Raw genomic sequence first — 17,764 nt, 5'->3', positions numbered from 1 at the left:
TGTGTTTTCTTTTCAGGATGAGTCGTCGCAGTGTGAAGGATCAGGACAGCGCTCAGCTTTGTCTCGCAAGCGCTTGTTTCAGCCACTATTTTTTAACGTTTAAAACCGTCAGGCGGTGTATCATTGCGCCCGTCAGCCCCGCCGGGGCTTATGGAAAACCTCCATGGACTTACCCAGTAGTTATTCAGTAACCCGTTTCACCAATCATGAATTGACTGATTGATCCTTCCGGCGTGCCCCGCTGCTGGGAGTGGAGTTCGCCTATGTCCGAAATCGAAGTAAAGAAAACACAGGAAAGCCTGCAGGATCGCCTGGCTCAGGTCGTCGAACTGCTGCAGCGCCAGCGGGTCGTCGAAGACCTGACTCATCGCCAGGAAGGCCCGCATCATGACCGGGTCGAGAACCTGGTCCACCGGCAAAACCTCGTCGAGCTGCAACGCAAGCTCGATGATCTGCACTCCGCCGACGTCGCCTACATTCTTGAAGCTCTGCCGCTGGACGATCGTCTGACGCTCTGGCAACTGGTCAAGGCCGATCGCGACGGCGACATTCTTCTCGAAGTATCCGATTCCGTCCGTGAAACGCTGATCGCCGACATGGACGATCACGAGCTCCTGGCTGCGGCCAAGGACATGGATGCCGACGAACTTGCTGACCTGGCCTCCGAGCTGCCGCGAGACGTCGTCCATGAGCTGATGGAGACTCTGGACCAGCAACAACGCGAACGTGTGCGTTCGGCTCTCTCCTACGATGAGGAGCAGGTCGGTGCGCTGATGGACTTCGAGATGGTGACCATCCGTGAGGATGTCAGTCTCGAAGTGGTTCTGCGTTACCTGCGCCGTCTCAAAGAACTGCCGGGTCATACCGATAAACTGTTCGTGGTCGATTACGACGGCGTGCTCAAGGGCGTGCTGCCGATCAAGCGTTTGCTGGTGAATGACCCGGAGAAACAGGTTTCCGAAGTCATGGCCAGTGACCCGGTGAGTTTTCACCCGGACGAAGACGCCTACGACGCCGCTCAGGCGTTCGAACGTTACGACTTGATCTCGGCCCCGGTGGTCGACAAGAACGGCAAGCTGATCGGCCGTCTGACCATCGACGAGATGGTCGACCTGATTCGTGAGGAGAGCGAAAGCGAAGTCCTCAACATGGCGGGTCTGCGTGAAGAGGAAGACATCTTCGCCTCCGTCTGGAAGTCCCTGCGCAACCGTTGGGCGTGGCTGGCGATCAACCTGATCACCGCATTCGTCGCATCGCGGGTGATCGGCCTGTTCGAAGGTTCGATCGAGAAGCTGGTGGCCCTGGCGGCGCTGATGCCGATCGTGGCGGGCATTGGCGGCAACTCCGGCAACCAGACGATCACCATGATCGTTCGCGCCATGGCGCTCGATCAGGTCAGTACTGGCAATACTTCGCGCCTGATGCGCAAAGAGCTGGCCGTCGCGTTGATCAATGGCCTGGTCTGGGGTGGCGTGATCGGCGTGGTCGCTTACTTGCTGTATGGCAGCTGGTCACTGGGCGTAGTGATGACCGCCGCCATGACGTTGAACCTGTTGCTGGCGGCGTTGATGGGCGTGTTGATCCCGATGACCCTGGCCAAGATGGGCCGCGATCCGGCGATGGGCGCCAGTGTGATGATCACGGCCATGACCGACAGTGGTGGCTTCTTCATCTTCCTGGGATTGGCGACGATTTTCCTGCTCTGACCGACTGCATTGAAACAGCCCGCCGATTGGCGGGCTTTTTTTCGTCCTTGGAAAACTCAAATTGCAGGCAAAAAAAAGCCAGCATTCATGCTGGCTTGAGATGTTCGGTTTGACTCAGGATGCGTCTGCGGCCATTTCGGCGTCGTGGGCGATCAGAGAAACCAGCGCGTTCTGCTGGCGGTGGGAGAGCTGGCGGAAGCGTTGCAGCAGCTCGCGTTCGTGCAGCGACAGCTCCGGGCTGTCCAGGCGCATGCTCAGCTCTTCGCCCAGTGCACCTTCCTGAATAAGACTCTGCTCAAGGCGCGCAATGATCTCGGAGTTCATGCTGCGATGATGATTGCGAGCCACCTCGGCAATGCGTTCACGCATTCCGTCTGGCAGACGTACGACGAACTTGTCAGCCGTACGGCTGGAATAAATTGCCTGTTTCAATGGGCGCATATATTTAACCGGTTAGTTCAGGGGAGCGGTTCTCGGGATTGGCCGCAGGATGTGTGGTAGGACAAGCATCCGCGCCAAATGGTTCAACCTGAATTGTTAAGAGGCGCGCATCATGCCTCAAAATTGCCAGATCATTGGCGTCAATTCTGTGACAAATATTGATCCGGGTAAAGGCGTAATGCCAGCACCAATTATCAGAAATGCGGACTGGTTTGAAAAGAAAGCATCGGCCCGTATCGCTGACCGCGTCCTGAAACACGTCGACTGATGCCCGAAGGCGTCAGAACGTGCATGCTATGCGGGTTGAATCGTTGTTCCTTACCTTGTACAGGATAGTGGCAAATGGCCGATTTACTAGGGGCAAATGCCCGCCGGAGGGCGTTTTCAGGATGGATGGCAGGCTGATTTACCTCATGGGACCTTCCGGCTCCGGCAAGGACAGTCTGATCGAGGCTGCGCGGGAACCCTTGCGGGCGTTGAACTGCGAAATCATCAGGCGAGTGATCACCCGTTCGGCCGAATCCGTGGGCGAGGATGCGATCGGCGTGACGCCGCAGGAGTTCGAGCAGCGTCAGCGCGCCGGCGAGTTTTCGCTGGCGTGGGAGGCCAACGGTCTCGCCTACGGGATTCCAGTGGAAATGGACCAATGGTTGAAAGCCGGTAAACACGTCCTGGTGAACGGGTCTCGGGCGAACCTTCGGCAAGCGCTGGAAAGCTACCCGACACTGGTGCCGGTGTTGCTGACGGTTCGAGATAATGTCCTGCGTGAGCGCCTGCTCCGGCGTGGCCGGGAGACGCTTGAGCAGATCGATGCGAGGCTGGCCCGCAACACGCTGTTCAAGGACAGGCGTTCAACCGACAGCCCTGTGCACCTGGTTGACAACTCGGGCGACCTGGCCGATGCCGTCAATCATCTGCTGGAGCTGGTCAGGCTTAGCGCAATACCGGATCAAACTTGATCTTGCGCCCAGCCACCAGCGCCAATACGAACAGCGCCGAGAAGACGCCGCAACCGATCAGCGGCAGGGATATTTCGGTTTCCTCGAACAGCGAAAAATGCCCGAGGCCACTCAATAAGGCGAGGATCAGAAATCCTGCAGCTGACTTGGACATGCTGTACTCCTGAAGATATTTCAAAACACCAGACGTTCAGTCGAATGCGCCGGCAACGCCTGTTCAGGCTCGCTGACCGCTTGCGGGGCGAAGCCTTGATCGCTCAACACCGCCCATTGCGGCGCCTTCTGCACTTGCAGGTAATGCGGCATGCGCCCGGCCACTTTCTCGTTGTCCTCGGGGACGAAGTGAAAGCCCACCAGGACGGCCAGTGCGATTGCGTTTGCGAACACGAGGGCGCTGTTCATGAGACGAGTCTCCGATTGTTCTTGTATAGAACCGGTAAAGCAGCCGTCGTGCCAATAGTCTAACCGCTGTTAAGTCCTTTAAAAACAAGCATTTAACAGGGTTTTTCGGAGAGGGCGCATTGCATTCTGCAATGATGGCTTTTTGCGGTGATGCAAATTGCACGGTAAAACATCCGGCCCCCTTGCGAGGCGCCTGCCTACACTTAAAAAGCCCTGCGGACGACATGACAAATCAGGGCCCGGCCGTTAACATGCACGCCGTCTGTCGCACCGACAGTCCTGTGTCCCAGTAGCTCAATTGGATAGAGCATCCCCCTCCTAAGGGGAAGGTTGGCAGTTCGAACCTGCCCTGGGACACCATCTATTGAAAAGCCCCGCGCAGAGTGATCTGCGCGGGGCTTTTTGTTTTCACGAATTTATAAGCGGAAGCGACTGACCATTGTGTTGAACGACGCCGCCAGGTTGGAGAGTTCCTGAGTCGAGGCGCTGGTCTGATGCGCGCCTGCCGCTGTCTGGGTGGAAAGATCCTGAATGTTGACCAGATTTCGGTCGACTTCACGAGCAACGTGTGCCTGTTCTTCCGAGGCTGTCGCGATGACGAGGTTGCGGTCATTGATCTGCGAGATGCCGTCGGCAATCAGCTCCAGGGCCTGGCCGGTCGCTTGCGCCAGTGACTGGGTTTCGCTGACCAGTGCCTGACTTTTCCCCATGGCGCCAACGGCTTCGTCTGCACTGTTGCGAACGTCGTTGATCATGCCTTCGATTTCCCCCGTCGAAGCCTGGGTTCTCGCCGCCAGGGCTCTTACCTCGTCGGCAACGACGGCAAAACCTCGACCTTGCTCACCCGCGCGTGCAGCCTCGATGGCGGCGTTAAGCGCCAGCAGATTGGTTTGCTCTGCTATCCCCCTGATGACATCCAGAACCTTGCCGATGTTCCGTACTTTCTCTGCCAGATCCTTGACCATGGTCGTGGAGGTAGCGATTTCCGTGGTTGCATGGTTGATCGCGGCAACGGCGTTTCGCGCCTGGTCGCGGCCGTTGCTGGCTTCCCGGCTGGTGGTCTGGGAGGCCTCGGAAGTGGATACCGCGTTGCGCGCAACCTCCTCCACAGCGGAGGTCATCTCCGTGACGGCGGTCGCAGCCTGCTGGATCTCGTCATTCTGACGTATCAAGCCACGGCTTCCATTGTCAGTGACGGCGGTGAGTTCTTCTGCAGCTGAAGCCAGTTGATCTGCCGCGCTGGCGATCTGCTGGATAGTGCTTTTCAGACTGCCCTGCATCTCGGCCAGGGCCGTGAGCAACTGGCCGGCCTCGTCGCGGCCGGTGCTGACGATCTGCTGAGTCAGGTCGCCGCCAGCGATGCTTCGGGCGCTTTCAACGGCTTTGGAGATGGGGCGGCTGATCAGTCGGCTGATGAACAGGCCGAGCAAAATTGCAGCGACGAAAGCCAGCACGATGCCAATGTACAACGACGTCTTGGCGGAAGACTCCGTCAGAACCGATCGTTTTGCGGCTTCGCTGACTTGCATGTCGTTGGAGTTGGTCATGATGGTCAATTCGTCCATGACGACGCGGTAGTTTTTCTGCAGGTCGCCGAGCAGCAATTCGCGGCCGTTTTCCAGGTCCCCGGCCTTCATCAGGGCCAGATACCTTTGCACGATCGCCTGGTAAACGGGCCAGGCTTTTTCCATTCGGTCACCGGCCGCACGTTCGTCGTCGGCAAGCTCGGTTTTTCGATATTCGGCAAAGGCTTTTTCGCTCGCCAACTGGTTGGCGCTCATCGAGGCGAGGAATTCGTCCTTGGTGCTCTGGGGCAGGTTGGCGGCTGTGGCGACGTAAAGCCGATACATGTCACGGGTCTGTCCGACAGCCTTGATTTTGGTCTGCGCAATGTTGGCGACGGCGACCAGGTTGTTGCCGAACACCGATCTGAGGCTCGTCGAAAGCTCGGTCACTCCCCGGCTTCCCAGCAGGCCCACCCCCAGGGTGATGAAGGCGCACGCCGCGAAGGCCGTGATCAATTTCGTGGAAAGTCTTGCGTCATTCAACCAACTCATAAAGGGCATCCTGCTGACATGTGGGGGCGGGTCAATATCGAGCGCAGCTCGTAAGTAAATGGCGTGTCGTCGTACATCTTTCGGCTGCGGAGTCCACAACTGTAGGGTTACCAGTTGTTTCTCATCTAAATATATTCTGCATAAAACCCCTTGTAACCATTGGTTTAGAGCATTCAGCACATACATACAAAAGATGGCACTTGGCCTTTTCTATTTATTGCCAAGTGTTACATTGTGTGGAATATTCCAAGAATACGTACGACATCGTACCTCTTCGTCCTCGGCTTACGAGATGGCGAGGATGCCGTGTTCGTGCTTGCCGGAACCGTGAAAAAAAAGAACGAAGCAGCCTAGGGTAGGACTCATGTCGCGTCGCATTGATAAAGGGAAACGCAGGGGGTACGCCTTTGCCGGATTGGTTACGCTGTTGATCGCTGCGGCTGGAACTGCGCATGGCGAGGCGCTCGACAGCACCGCGTCGGTGGGCAAGCGTCTGGCGGTAGCGGCTGACTGTGTGGCTTGCCACACGGCGCCAGGCGGCAAGGCTTTTGCGGGCGGCTATCCGCTCAGCTCACCGATGGGCACCATTTATTCGACCAATATCACGCCTTCGAAAACGGCGGGTATCGGCAATTACACGTCAGAGCAATTCGCCCGTGCGGTGCGTGACGGGGTAGCGGCCGATGGCACTCGGTTGTACCCGGCGATGCCCTACACCTCTTATTCGAAAATGACCGACAGCGATATTGCTGCGCTCTACGACTACTTCATGCACGAAGTGACGCCGGTCGACGCGCCCAACCAGAGAACCGCTCTGGATTTCCCGTTCAATATCCGTGCATCGATGATTGGCTGGAACGCGCTGTTCCACAGCAAAACACGCTTCACACCGGATCCGGCCAAGTCCGCCGAGGTCAATCGTGGCGACTATCTGGTCAACGGCCTGGCTCACTGCGACACCTGCCACACGCCGCGCAATGTCCTGATGGCGGCCGACAGCGCAAAACCGTTGGCCGGCGGATCGCTGGGCAGTTGGTATGCCCCCAATATCACTTCCGACAAAGTCAGCGGTATCGGTGCCTGGTCGAGCGACGAGATCGTGGCCTATCTGCGTACCGGTCACGTCGAGGGCAAGGCCCAGGCGGCAGGCCCAATGGCCGAAGCGGTGGAGAACAGTCTGCAGCATCTGAGCGATGTGGATCTCAAAGCCATCGCGGCCTATCTGCTGCAGACGGCGCCGATCAAGACCGGAGAGAGCAAGGCCCGGCACGAGTACGGTCAGGCTTCGGTCGATGAATTGACGCTGCGCGGAGGCAAACCGGGGGACAACCCGGGCTGGCACGTTTTCAGTGGCACTTGCGCCAACTGCCATCAGCCGAACGGTCAGGGCACCCGGGAATATCCATCGCTGTTTCACAACACCGCCACCAGTCGCAGCGACAACCTGATTGCGGCCATCGTGTATGGCGTGCACCGCGAAGTCGACGGTGTGGCCATCGACATGCCGGCATTCGGCCCGGACGCGTTGTTCACCGACCGCCTGAACGACCAGCAGATTGCCGACGTCAGCAACTACGTGCTGTCGCGCTACGGCAACGCCGACACGGTTGTCACCGCCGCCGATGTGGCGCAGGTACGGGAAGGTGGTCCCAAGGCACCGCTGGCAGTGATGGCGAAGTTTACGATCCCGGTCATCATTCTCGTGTGCTTGCTGATCGGCCTGGGCGCATGGGCCTTGATGGCACGTCGGCGCAAGGAGGCCTGAGCAATGGACACTTCAATGACGCACAAACACGTAAAAACTCAAACCGAAGGCTCGACGGGGCTCACTCGCCGCAACCTGTTGCGCGGTTCCGTGACACTGGGGCTGGCGGCGATGATCGGTGGTGCGCTGCCCTGGCAGTCGGTGCTGGCAGCCCAGGTTTCCAGCGACGATTTCATTGCGCTTTCCCGGTTTCTGGTCAGTCGTGCGGTCAATCCGGTTCTGGCCGGTCGTTACTACGCCGCACTGGACAAGCGCGCGCCGAATTTCTCGACCAATGTAATTGCCCTGAAGCAATTGATCGGCGCACAGGGGTACAGGCATGTCGACGAATACCTGGCGCAGCCGAATCCGGATCCATCGCTGCGAGCCACGGCCACCAGCATCATTTCCGCCTGGTATCTGGGCATTGTCGGTGAGCCGGCGGATGCCGAACTGATCAGCTATTCCCTCGCCATGATGTATCAGCCCACTCACGGCATTCTCATCATTCCAACCTACGGTGGCGGCCCGGATTCATGGGGTCCCAAACCAGCAGTCAATCAGGACTCGACAGTATGAGCAGCGATCAATTCGATGCCGATGTGGTGATCATCGGCTCCGGTGTCATGGGCGGCCTGATCGCCACGGGCCTGGCCAAAGCGAACAAGTCGGTGATCGTGCTCGAGGCCGGTCCTCGGGTGAATCGCCGTGATGTGGTGGAAACGTTCCGCAATGCTCCGGTGAAACTCTCGCTGGCCAATGCCAAGCTGCAGGGTGCCGGGTCGCCTTATCCGAGCCTGCCCCATGCGCCCTCTACCTATGGCGACTATCTGCAGCAGGTAGGGCCGGTGAAATACAACACCTCTTATCTGCGTGTAGTGGGCGGCACCACCTGGCATTTCGGGTCATCGCTGTGGCGCATGCTGCCCAACGATTTTCGTCTCAAGTCGTTGTATGGCCGTGGTCGTGACTGGCCCATCAGTTATGACGAACTGGAACCGTATTACGCTCGAGCTGAAATCGAACTGGGCGTTTCCGGCGTCGACGGCCAGGACGAAAGCGGGCAGGGCGGAGACGCCTATCCACCGCGCTCGATTCCCTATCCGATGGAAGGCCTGAAACCGAGCTACATGTTCAAGCGCCTTTCCGAATTGCTCAGCAAGGGCGGGTATAACCCGATCCTCGAGCCGAATGGCCGGGCAACCCGCCCCTATGGCAAACGGCCTCCCTGCGCCGGCAACAACAACTGCAACCCGGTGTGCCCGATCGCGGCGAAGTACGACGGTTCGATGCATATCGATGAAGCCGAGCGTCATGGCGCCAAGGTGCTGGACAACTCCGTGGTCTACAAGATCGAGGCGGGCGACGATGGAAAGATCACCGCGATCTGGTACATGCGCCCCGACAAGTCCAAACACAAACTGACCGCACGGGCCTTTGTGCTGGCGGCTTACGGTATCGAGTCGCCGAAGCTGCTCTTGATGTCGACCTCGGAAAAGTATCCGAACGGGATTGCCAACTCGTCGGATCAGGTCGGGCGCAACCTGATGGATCACACCGGCATCAGCATGAACGTCATGACCAAGGAAGACATGTGGCCGGGCGAAGGGCCGACGCAATTGCTGGTTTATCTGAACAGCCGCGATGGCGCGTTTCGCAACGATTACCCGAGCTACAAGATCAAGGTGCGCAACACCGTGCCGACGTCGCAGATCACTTCGAACCTGATTGCCAAAGGCGTGCTGGGCTCGAAGCTCGATGAGCAGATCCGGCTGCAATCGGCACGCTCCTTGAACTGGGCTGTCGACTTCGAAACCTTGCCACTGCCGGAAAACCGGGTCACCCCGAGCAAGACCAAGTTTGACGCAATCGGTCTGCCGGTTCCCGAGATCTACTACAGCGTTCCCGACTACTGGCACGCCGGCAAAGAGAAGGCTCTGGAGGACTTCAAACAGTTTGCGAAACTGCTCGACGCCGACATCCTCAGCACCGACACGGGCTTCCAGAACCGTCAGCACATCATGGGCACCACCATCATGGGCGATGATCCGAAAGACTCGGTGGTAGACCGCGATTGCCGCAGTCACGACCATTCCAACCTGTTCATCGCAGGCACGAGCGTCATGCCATCGTCCTCCTGCGTGAACCCGACGCTGACAGGTGCGGCATTGAGTATTCGGATTGCCGATGTGTTGGTAGCGGAGGTCTGAGAAGCGCCCTGAAGTACAAAGCCCCACGCAGAGGTGTCTGGTGGGGCTTTTTTGTGTCTTTCAATCTTCCAGGAGGAACGGTTAGAAAATTTCAGCTCCACCCTCTGCCTTTCCAATCGAGGTTGTGACGTTCGTGAAATGTCGGCGGCCGTTGACTGAGAAGCCCCGTTCGGGATCTTGAGACCCGGGCTTGCGCAAAGTCAGCAAGGCGGGCAATCCGTCTTTCTCGCTGTAACTACCAAACCAATTGTTCAGCCTTGCGATGAAGCACTCGTTGTCGATGAAGACTGGCAAGTCCATGACGGTTTCTACTGCGTAGTAACCTGCGCCGTAACTGTAATAATCATCGTCACCCGAGCCCGATGCAGGAATGGGGCAGAGGGGGCCTTTGTGTTGGCTGGGTTGTTGAGGTTTACCCGCACCCGATTGGATCAGGGCTTTTATGAGAGTCTTTCGCAAAACTGGGTCCAGTACGTAGCTGGTACTGCTTTCCTCGGAGTATTGATTACTCGGCACGATCAACTTGTAGTCATACCGAACCGTCACCGTTGGTATTTGGCTGTTTATCTTCAGAGGATTGAGCAGGTAGATCTGATCGACACCGTATGACCCGTTGCGATAGGCGAGATACATCCTTCCATGAGATTTGATCCAGCCTGCCGATTGGTTGGCGCCTCGATCATTGGTAGAGAACAACGAGCTGCCGGCGCCGGCGTCCGGATCATAGGGAGCCAGTCTTCTGGTGAACCGTTCTCCATCACGACGGAAGGTTTCATAGAAGCTGAAGAGGCCTGTACCACCGGTGTAAGTTGAAACGATCAGGTCCCGTTGGCCGTCGCCGTCCAGGTCTATCAATGAGTAATTCGCCTGGCCGTGCTCGGCGTCAGCGTCAAGGCCGGAAGCATTAAGCGCCTTCCATTCATTCTGGGTTACACCCTTGGGAATGCTTTTGGGAAACAAGGTTTGATCGTAAGTGTTGTCGTCGCTGGGATCACCGGAGAACGAAGTTTCGCCGTTATCGGTTGAGAAAGAATCCAGCGCCCGCTCCAGCGCAAACTCCGGATTCTCCTTGCTCATCTCCCGAACCCGCTGCTGCAGATCCTCCATGACCTGTTTATCGATCTCGTCCGGTTTGTAGGCCACCGCGTCGATCCACTGCGCGTTCAGAATCTGCAAACGCTCCTGATAACGCTGGCTCAGACAACTGACGCCCTCGCCACACCGATCACGCTCCTTCAGCCACTGACGCTGGGCCTTTTTCACGTCGGCCTGCGCCGGTGCAGCCTTCATCAACCTCCGGTAAGTCGCCCCCATCTGCGCATCCAGCTCATGCAACGGCTTGTCCGCGCAAATCGCTTTCTCCACAACACTCGCCGCCTTTGTGCAGTCCATTCCGCTCGCCAGCGCCTGCTGAAAAAACAGCAGCGCACAGGCCGACACGATGTAGCGTCCCTTGATGTACACGATGAATCCTTAGCCGTTGGAAGGTGAGAACCGCCGCGCAGGGTAATCCTTGCGCAATGATTCTTGAACCCTCGCTTCAAGAGAACCGCTGATCCGGCCGATAACCCGTTCGGTGACTTCAGAGTCGCGCGAAATCGCTTGATAGCATTTGGCCGGCAGCTATCATCTGCGCGCCTGGAAATGGTCCATCCTCTTCAATTGCCTGGAAATCCTCGATGCTGTCGTATCACCAAAAGAGTTTTCTGATCGTCGATGATTTCTCGGATTTCCGCAGTTCCGTGCGTTCGATGTTGCGCGAGTTGGGCGTCAAGGATGTGGACACCGCCGACACCGGTGAGCAGGCGCTAAAAATGTGTGCGCAGAAGTCCTACGATTTCATCCTCCAGGACTTCCACCTCGGTGACGGCAAGAAGAACGGTCAGCAGGTGCTGGAAGACCTGATGATGGAAAAGCTGATCAGCCACGAAGCGGTGTTTGTGATGGTCACGGCCGAGACCAGCCAGGCGATGGTGCTCAGTGCCCTGGAGCACGAGCCGGACGCGTACCTGACCAAGCCGTTCAACCGTTCCGGCCTGGCTCAGCGCCTGGAGCGTCTGGTGCAGCGCAAGACCCTGCTCAAGCCGATTCTGCAAGCCCTCGATCGCGGTAAACCGGTCGAAGTGCTCAACGCCTGCATCGCCCTGTGCAAACAGGACATCCGCTATTCGCCGCTGTGCCTGCGCTATCGCGCCGATGCGTTGCGCGACATGAACCAGAACGAAGCGCTCGAGCGTCTTTACGACAGCATCATCGCCGACCGGCCGTTGCCGTGGGCGTTTGCCGGGTTGGGCAAGTTGCTGTTCAAGCGCGGGCAGGTCAGTCAGGCCAAAGGCGTTTACGAAAAAGCCCTCAAGGTCTTCCCGATGATGCCGGCGCTGTATGACGGCATGGCCGACGTGCTGGTCGCCGAAGGCGATACCAAAGGCGCGCAGCAAGTGCTGGAGGAAGCCATTCGCCTGTCGCCGCTGGCGGTGCGCCGTCAGGCGTTGCTGGGCAAACTGGCGATGGCCAACGAAGATTTCGACACCGCCTCCCGGGCTTATCGCCAGGCAGTGAGTCAGGGCGCGCAATCGCGCTTCAAGGATCCGGAAAGCAATCTCGGCCTGGCCCATGCTTTGATCAGCAAGGGCAGCGAACGCGGGCTCGACACCCGCACGCGTCTGGAGATCAACACCACACTGAGTGCGGTGGCGAAAGAAAACCCGACCGATCCGGGCCTGCAGATTCGGGCGCGTCTGATGAAGGCCACGAGCCTGTTGCTCAACGATGCCGAGACCGCCGAGAAGCTCACTGAGCAAGCGCTGATGCGCCTCGACGGCATGGAGCAGTTCATGAGCCCCGAGGCGGCGTTGCTGGTCGCCAAGCAATTGCAGATGCTCGGCCAGGCCGAGGCGGGCACTTCGATGCTCAAGAGCTGTGCGGAAATCTACGGCGATGACCCGACGGTGATGAAAGACATCGCCAAGCTCACCGACGACCCGACTATTCTCAGCTCCAGCAACGCTGCCGCCGATCTCAACCGTCAGGGCGTGCGCGTGTACAAGACCGGCAACCTCGTGGAGGCCCGCGAGGTGTTCCGCAAGGCGCTGAAGATGCAACCGAAGAACATCAGTATCGCGCTGAACATGGCCCAGTCGCTGCTGCACGGCACCGACACCAATGTGCCGTCGGCGGAGCTGGAAGAATGTCGGGCCTGCCTGAAACTGGTGGGCATGATGCCCGATACCGACGCGCGTTATCCGCGTTATCAGAAGCTGAAAAGCAAGGCGTTTGGCGAATGAACCAAGACGAGCAGGCACTGGATTTTTCCACGGTGATCGCCTCCACCGTGCACGACATGAAGAACTCCCTGGCGATGCTGATGCAGGCCCACAGCCAATGGCTGGCGCGTCTGCCCGAGGCGCAGCGCCAAGGGGCGGAGCAGGGCGTGATCGACTTCGAGTTCGCCCACCTCAACGGCATGCTGGTGCAGTTGCTCGGGCTGTACAAGCTCGGTGTGAATCAGATGCCGTTGCAGCCGGCCTATCACGAGCTGGACGATTTCATCGAAGCGCAACTGGCGGCGCATCAGGAAGTGTTCGCCAGTCGTGGAATCATTGCCACTTACGAAGTCGACCCGCTCAGTCCTCTCGGTTTTTTCGACCGTGAACTGATCGCCTCGGTGCTGGGCAACTGCATCAACAACGCGATCCGTTACGCCCGTGAATCGCTGCTGATCACCGTCAGTGACGAAGCCGGTCAACTGGTGCTGAGCATCAATGACGACGGCGACGGTTACCCGGCTGAAATGCTCGAGCGCCAGTCCGATTACGTGCAGGGCATCAACCACAGCAGTGGCAGCACTGGGCTGGGTCTGTACTTCGCAGGACGCATCGCCGCGCTGCATCAGCGCAACGGTGTTGGCGGCCGGACCGAGATCCGTAATGGCGGCCCGTTGGGCGGCGGCGTGTTCAGTATTTACCTGCCCTGAATCACGGATTCATCGACCGGAATTCTTTTTGTTGGCTGCTGCTTGATATTCCGAACAGCCGAAGCCTATTTTGTCCGGGTCGCCGTTCGCGGCTCGCACAATAACAAGGATTGCGTCATGACAACCGATGGCCAGCGTTCACTCGCGCAGCGATTGACGGGCATTGATGAGATTGAATGTGTCACGCCGGATTTGAACGGTGTGCCACGTGGCAAGGTAATGACCGCCGAGGGCTTCCTCGAAGGGCGGCGTTTGCAGCTGGCCCGGGGGGTGCTGCTGCAATGCATCATGGGCGGTTATCCCGCCGCCAAATTCTATGGCAGCGATGACGGCGATCTGGCGCTGGTGGCCGATCCTGCGCAGATCCATCCGTTGCCATGGAGCGAAGAGCCACGGGCCTTTGCAATCTGTGATGCCGACGAGCTGACCGGTGAAAGCTCCAACCTGTCGACCCGTGGCCAGCTCAAGAAAGTCATTGCCCGCTACGCAGCCCTCGGTCTGGCGCCGGTGGTGGCGACCGAACTCGAATTCTTTGTGTTCGCTCCTAACACCGACCCGACCCAGCCGTTCCAGCCGCCTGTCGGTCTCGACGGTCGTCGCGAGGACGGTCACTCGGCGTTCAGCGTCAGCTCCAATAACGGTCTGCGGCCGTTCTTCAGTGAAATCTATAAATGCATGGCGGCCCTCGGTCTGCCGCGCGATACCTTCATGCACGAAATGGGCGTCAGCCAGTTCGAGATCAACCTGCTGCACGGCGATCCGCTGCTGCTGGCCGACCAGACCTTCCTGTTCAAACACCTGCTCAAGGAAGTCGCACTCAAGCACGGCTTGACCGTGGTGTGCATGGCCAAGCCGCTGGCGCACACGCCGGGCAGTTCGATGCATATTCACCAGAGCATCGTCGAGATCGGCAGCGGCAAGAATGTGTTCAGCGATGCGGACGGTCAGCCGACTGCGATGTTCCGCCACTTCATCGGCGGGCAGCAGGCGGGCATGGCTGACTTCACCGCGCTGTTTGCGCCGAACGTCAATTCCTACCAGCGCCTGTGCCATCCGTTTGCTTCGCCGAACAACGCTTGCTGGTCCCACGACAACCGCGCCGCCGGGCTGCGTATTCCCGCCAGTTCGCCGGTTGCCCGTCGGGTCGAGAACCGCTTGCCGGGTGCCGATGCGAACCCGTATCTGGCGATTGCCGCAAGCCTGGCCGCCGGCTTGTACGGCATCGAGCATGAGCTGGAGCCAAGTGAAGCGATTCAGGGCGAGTTCGACGTGCCGGACCATCTTTCGCTGCCGTGTACCTTGCACGCGGCGCTCGAACGTCTGAAGCGCAGCCAGCTTGCAAAGGAACTGTTCGGTACGGAGTTCATCGAAGGCTACATCGCTTCGAAGACCATGGAGTTGACCAGTTTCTTTGACGAAATCACTCCCTGGGAACGCCGTGTTCTAGCAGCCCAGGCCTGACGAAATGTCGCCGTCGGGCTATCGTTTGATAGCCCGATACTTACCGCAAGGAGCCGCTCGGAACGCCGATGCGCCAAATCTGGAAATCCTTTCGAGCGCTGTATTTCGCCTCGCTGATGATGTTGATCGGCTCGGGCCTTCTTTCTACTTATCTGGCTTTGCGTCTGGCTGCCGACCATGTCGACGGGTTGTGGGTCGGTGCGTTGATGGCGGCCAACTATTTCGGTCTGGTGCTGGGCGGCAAGATCGGTCACCGCCTGATTGCCCGGGTCGGCCATATCCGTGCCTACTCGGCGTGTGCCGGGATCGTCGGCGCGGCGGTGCTCGGTCATGGTCTGGTGGACTGGCTGCCGGCCTGGCTGGTGCTGCGGACCATCGTCGGCCTCGGCATGATGTGCCAATACATGGTCATCGAGAGCTGGCTGAACGAGCAGGCCGACGCCAATCAGCGCGGTCTGGTGTTCAGCGGCTACATGATCGCGTCGTATCTGGGGCTGGTGCTCGGTCAGCTGATTCTGGTCATGCACCCGGGCCTGGGCCTGGAGCTGCTGATGCTGGTCGCGCTGTGCTTTGCCCTGTGTCTGGTGCCGGTGGCGCTGACCCGGCGGATTCACCCGGCACCGCTGCATCCGGCGCCGATGGAGCCGCGCTTCTTTATCAAGCGCGTGCCGCAGTCGCTGAGCACGGTGCTTGGTGCAGGTCTCATCATCGGTTCGTTCTACGGTCTGGCGCCGCTGTATGCCTCGCAGCAGGGGCTGTCCACCGAACAGGTCGGTCTGTTCATGGGTAGCTGCATTTTTGCCGGGCTGCTGGTGCAGTGGCCACTGGGCTGGTTGTCCGATCGTTATGACCGGGCACTGCTGATCCGCTGTTTCGCGTTCTTTCTGGCGATTGCTGCATTACCGCTGGCGATCCTGCCGCAGGTGCCGCTGGAGGTGTTGTTCATTGTTGGCTTCCTCTGCTCGCTGGTGCAGTTTTGCCTGTACCCGTTGGCGGTGGCGTTCTCCAACGACCACGTCGAAGGCGAGCGCCGGGTGTCGCTGACGGCAATGTTGCTGGTGACTTACGGCGTGGGTGCGAGTATCGGCCCGCTGGCGGCCGGCGTGCTGATGAAGCTGTTCGGGCCGCAGAGCCTGTATGCGTTCTTCACCTTCTTCGCGTTGGTGCTGGTGTGGCGGATCCGGCCGAAAGCCGTGACCAATTTGCACCAGGTCGACGATGCACCGCTGCATCACGTGGCGATGCCGGACAGCATGTCCAGTTCGCCGCTGGTGGCTGCGCTTGACCCGCGGGTCGACGAGCAGGTGGTGCAGGAGCAGATGCAGAATACGGTCGCTCCTGAACCGGAGCCGGAACCTGCCGCGCCCACCGACTCGACAGTCGAAGACGAGGGGCCGGACATCACTCCCGCCAAGCCTTGATCCGGGCATAAAAAAAACGGGCAGTCACCGCAGTGACTGCCCGTTTTTTATGCCTGCCGATCAGAGATCGTCTTTATCGAACCGACGCGCTTCGCGTTGCAGTTGATAAACGAAACGCTCGACGTTGCGGGCCGCCGGGCCGCTGATGTTGTGAAAGCGCAGGCCGGCGAAGGTGATGTTGAGTTTTTCTTCGAAGTGCAGGTAACGCAGCTCGACCGATACCGGTTGATTGCCGAACAGCGGCGCGGCGATCAGGCGATCATAGACCTGGCCCAATTGCAGGCGGTCGGTGATGTCGCCTTCAAAGCGCAGTTTGCAGCCGGTGGCGGAGATATCCAGCAGTTTGCCGCCGATCGGCGACTTGAGCTTTTCGCCGCCCAGTTCGACGCTGACCAGGTCGGTCAGCTTCAAAGCGGCGCGAAAGGCATTGCGGCGCTGGTGATAAACCACTTCGGTGGGCAGGTCGCCGGTGTAGAAGCGGTCGCCGTCGGAATCCTTGATGCTCAGCGTGCCTGTGCATTCCCAGGCAATGCGCACGCCATCATGAAAGCCCTCAACCTTGAACGGTTCGCCTGCTTCCAGAAAACGTTCGCCGTCGCGCGGGATCATTTCATCAAGCTTGATCGAACCGTTCTCGCGATCGACTTCAATCAGGTAGCTCTGGAAGCGCTGGCTGCGCTCGTGGAACGTAATGATCAGCGGATCGTGGCTCTCTTGCAGCTGGCGCAGATTGCTGGAGATCTCCAGGGGCGTGGTGAGCACCTTTGGGGGCTGCGGAGCGTCATCGTTGGACACGTTAAATCAATCTCCAGACAAAATTTGACTACGGCTGGCCAGTATTTTGCCAGCATGTTTCGCACGTTGATAGGGCGCAAGCATAGAAGAAAGCATCACGCCTGGCTGAGCGCGCGTGGTTTCTGCAGTTTGGAGAAGGTGCCACTGGCATCGTAGAGCGCGGGAGGCTCGCCGCCGGTGAGGATTTTCAGCTGATTGGCCGTGGCGGCCTGCTGCATGATGATCGACTGGCCGTTCTTGACGTTGGCCGCCTGGCACTGGGCAATCAGGTCGGTCAGGACATCGCTCTGGCTCAGCAACTGGTCGCCGATGCTCGACTGGCTGGCCAGTTGTTCCAGGCCTGCGCGGTCGAGGGACAGATTGAGACTGGCGAGGATTTCGCTGCGCTTGCGGCCATGCTGTTCGAGCAGAATGATCAATGCCTGTTTGCGCGCCAGAATCTCTTCCAGCAGAGGCATGTCGCGACCGTGCAAGGCGAGGGACTCGGTTTGCAGTAACTCCAGCAATTGTTGAGCTGGAGCAAAGTCGTCGGTGATCAGTTGCAATAAATTAGTGTCGTGCATGGCTGGCCTTGGGTTTTAAGCGTCCAAAAGCC

16 protein-coding genes, 1 tRNA gene and 1 pseudogene are annotated in these 17,764 nt (G+C 58.9%); 10 read left to right on the top strand and 8 right to left on the bottom strand.

Annotated elements, in window-relative coordinates:
- Positions 1-263 precede the first annotated feature (263 nt).
- Complete coding sequence (mgtE, locus tag AC0R79_RS23220) at positions 264-1,706, top strand: magnesium transporter (RefSeq protein WP_007960287.1); 1,443 nt, start codon at positions 264-266, stop codon at positions 1,704-1,706.
- Positions 1,707-1,820: 114 nt separating this feature from the next.
- Here the strand turns inward: mgtE and AC0R79_RS23215 are convergent, their stop codons facing one another.
- A complete protein-coding gene (locus AC0R79_RS23215) occupies positions 1,821-2,147 on the bottom strand; it encodes an Arc family DNA-binding protein (RefSeq protein WP_003178899.1) in 327 nt (108 codons plus the stop codon).
- A gap of 389 nt (positions 2,148-2,536) precedes the next feature.
- On the opposite strand from AC0R79_RS23215, the gene phnN reads away from it, so the two are divergent.
- A complete protein-coding gene (phnN, locus tag AC0R79_RS23210; protein ID WP_474731784.1) occupies positions 2,537-3,106 on the top strand; it encodes a phosphonate metabolism protein/1,5-bisphosphokinase (PRPP-forming) PhnN in 570 nt (189 codons plus the stop codon).
- Here phnN and AC0R79_RS23205 read toward each other — a convergent pair.
- Together AC0R79_RS23205 and AC0R79_RS23200 are read right to left on the bottom strand one after the other, a co-directional pair.
- The gene (locus tag AC0R79_RS23205) at positions 3,081-3,260 is read right to left on the bottom strand and encodes a PA3371 family protein (protein WP_007960291.1); all 180 of its coding nucleotides are present in this window, start codon (positions 3,258-3,260) and stop codon (positions 3,081-3,083) included. The genes phnN and AC0R79_RS23205 overlap by 26 nt on opposite strands.
- Positions 3,261-3,280: 20 nt before the next feature.
- The gene (locus AC0R79_RS23200) at positions 3,281-3,508 is read right to left on the bottom strand and encodes a hypothetical protein (protein ID WP_474731783.1); all 228 of its coding nucleotides are present in this window, start codon (positions 3,506-3,508) and stop codon (positions 3,281-3,283) included.
- A gap of 283 nt (positions 3,509-3,791) precedes the next feature.
- On the opposite strand from AC0R79_RS23200, the gene AC0R79_RS23195 reads away from it, so the two are divergent.
- Positions 3,792-3,868 (top strand) — tRNA-Arg (locus AC0R79_RS23195).
- Positions 3,869-3,924: 56 nt separating this feature from the next.
- Here the strand turns inward: AC0R79_RS23195 and AC0R79_RS23190 are convergent.
- Together AC0R79_RS23190 and AC0R79_RS23185 are read right to left on the bottom strand one after the other, a co-directional pair.
- Positions 3,925-4,788: a methyl-accepting chemotaxis protein gene (locus tag AC0R79_RS23190; RefSeq protein ID WP_474735173.1), complete on the bottom strand. Its 864-nt coding sequence runs from the start codon at positions 4,786-4,788 to the stop codon at positions 3,925-3,927.
- Positions 4,783-5,565 (bottom strand): annotated as a pseudogene (locus AC0R79_RS23185) (MCP four helix bundle domain-containing protein); the annotation flags it as partial. The pseudogene AC0R79_RS23185 and the gene AC0R79_RS23190, both read right to left, overlap by 6 nt.
- Positions 5,566-5,929: 364 nt before the next feature.
- On the opposite strand from AC0R79_RS23185, the gene AC0R79_RS23180 reads away from it, so the two are divergent.
- Genes AC0R79_RS23180 through AC0R79_RS23170 form a run of 3 tightly spaced genes read left to right on the top strand, consistent with a single transcriptional unit; the run spans position 5,930 to position 9,519 of the window.
- The gene (locus AC0R79_RS23180; protein ID WP_127799417.1) at positions 5,930-7,330 is read left to right on the top strand and encodes a cytochrome c; all 1,401 of its coding nucleotides are present in this window, start codon (positions 5,930-5,932) and stop codon (positions 7,328-7,330) included.
- A gap of 3 nt (positions 7,331-7,333) precedes the next feature.
- Positions 7,334-7,888, top strand: a complete 555-nt coding sequence (locus tag AC0R79_RS23175) for a sugar dehydrogenase complex small subunit (protein ID WP_127799415.1) — start codon at positions 7,334-7,336, stop codon at positions 7,886-7,888.
- A complete protein-coding gene (locus AC0R79_RS23170; RefSeq protein ID WP_039772094.1) occupies positions 7,885-9,519 on the top strand; it encodes a GMC family oxidoreductase in 1,635 nt (544 codons plus the stop codon). Before AC0R79_RS23175 ends, AC0R79_RS23170 begins: the two co-directional genes overlap by 4 nt.
- An 81-nt stretch (positions 9,520-9,600) precedes the next feature.
- On the opposite strand, the gene AC0R79_RS23165 is transcribed toward AC0R79_RS23170, so the two are convergent.
- Positions 9,601-10,983 (bottom strand): lysozyme inhibitor LprI family protein, encoded by a 1,383-nt coding sequence (locus AC0R79_RS23165; protein WP_474731782.1) that lies wholly within the window; start codon positions 10,981-10,983, stop codon positions 9,601-9,603.
- 215 nt (positions 10,984-11,198) lie between these two features.
- Here AC0R79_RS23165 and AC0R79_RS23160 point away from each other — a divergent pair, with 215 nt between their 5' ends.
- From AC0R79_RS23160 to AC0R79_RS23145, 4 genes are all read left to right on the top strand, one after another.
- Positions 11,199-12,803 (top strand): response regulator, encoded by a 1,605-nt coding sequence (locus tag AC0R79_RS23160; RefSeq protein WP_474731781.1) that lies wholly within the window; start codon positions 11,199-11,201, stop codon positions 12,801-12,803.
- Positions 12,800-13,492: a sensor histidine kinase gene (locus tag AC0R79_RS23155; RefSeq protein WP_007960318.1), complete on the top strand. Its 693-nt coding sequence runs from the start codon at positions 12,800-12,802 to the stop codon at positions 13,490-13,492. Before AC0R79_RS23160 ends, AC0R79_RS23155 begins: the two co-directional genes overlap by 4 nt.
- A gap of 219 nt (positions 13,493-13,711) precedes the next feature.
- On the top strand, positions 13,712-14,953 hold the full coding sequence (locus AC0R79_RS23150; protein WP_474735171.1) for a glutamine synthetase family protein: 1,242 nt from the start codon (positions 13,712-13,714) through the stop codon (positions 14,951-14,953).
- A gap of 68 nt (positions 14,954-15,021) precedes the next feature.
- A complete protein-coding gene (locus AC0R79_RS23145) occupies positions 15,022-16,374 on the top strand; it encodes an MFS transporter (protein ID WP_474731780.1) in 1,353 nt (450 codons plus the stop codon).
- A gap of 60 nt (positions 16,375-16,434) precedes the next feature.
- Here AC0R79_RS23145 and AC0R79_RS23140 read toward each other — a convergent pair whose 3' ends face one another.
- Positions 16,435-17,169: a flagellar brake protein gene (locus AC0R79_RS23140; protein ID WP_085607428.1), complete on the bottom strand. Its 735-nt coding sequence runs from the start codon at positions 17,167-17,169 to the stop codon at positions 16,435-16,437.
- A gap of 95 nt (positions 17,170-17,264) precedes the next feature.
- The gene (locus tag AC0R79_RS23135) at positions 17,265-17,732 is read right to left on the bottom strand and encodes a flagella synthesis protein FlgN (RefSeq protein WP_007960323.1); all 468 of its coding nucleotides are present in this window, start codon (positions 17,730-17,732) and stop codon (positions 17,265-17,267) included.
- Positions 17,733-17,764 lie beyond the last annotated feature (32 nt).

It is taken from the genome of Pseudomonas sp. HD57-3 (assembly GCF_056113135.1).
The sequence above is the reverse complement of the archived record's forward strand: the minus strand, read 5'-3'. Positions and strand labels throughout refer to the sequence as shown.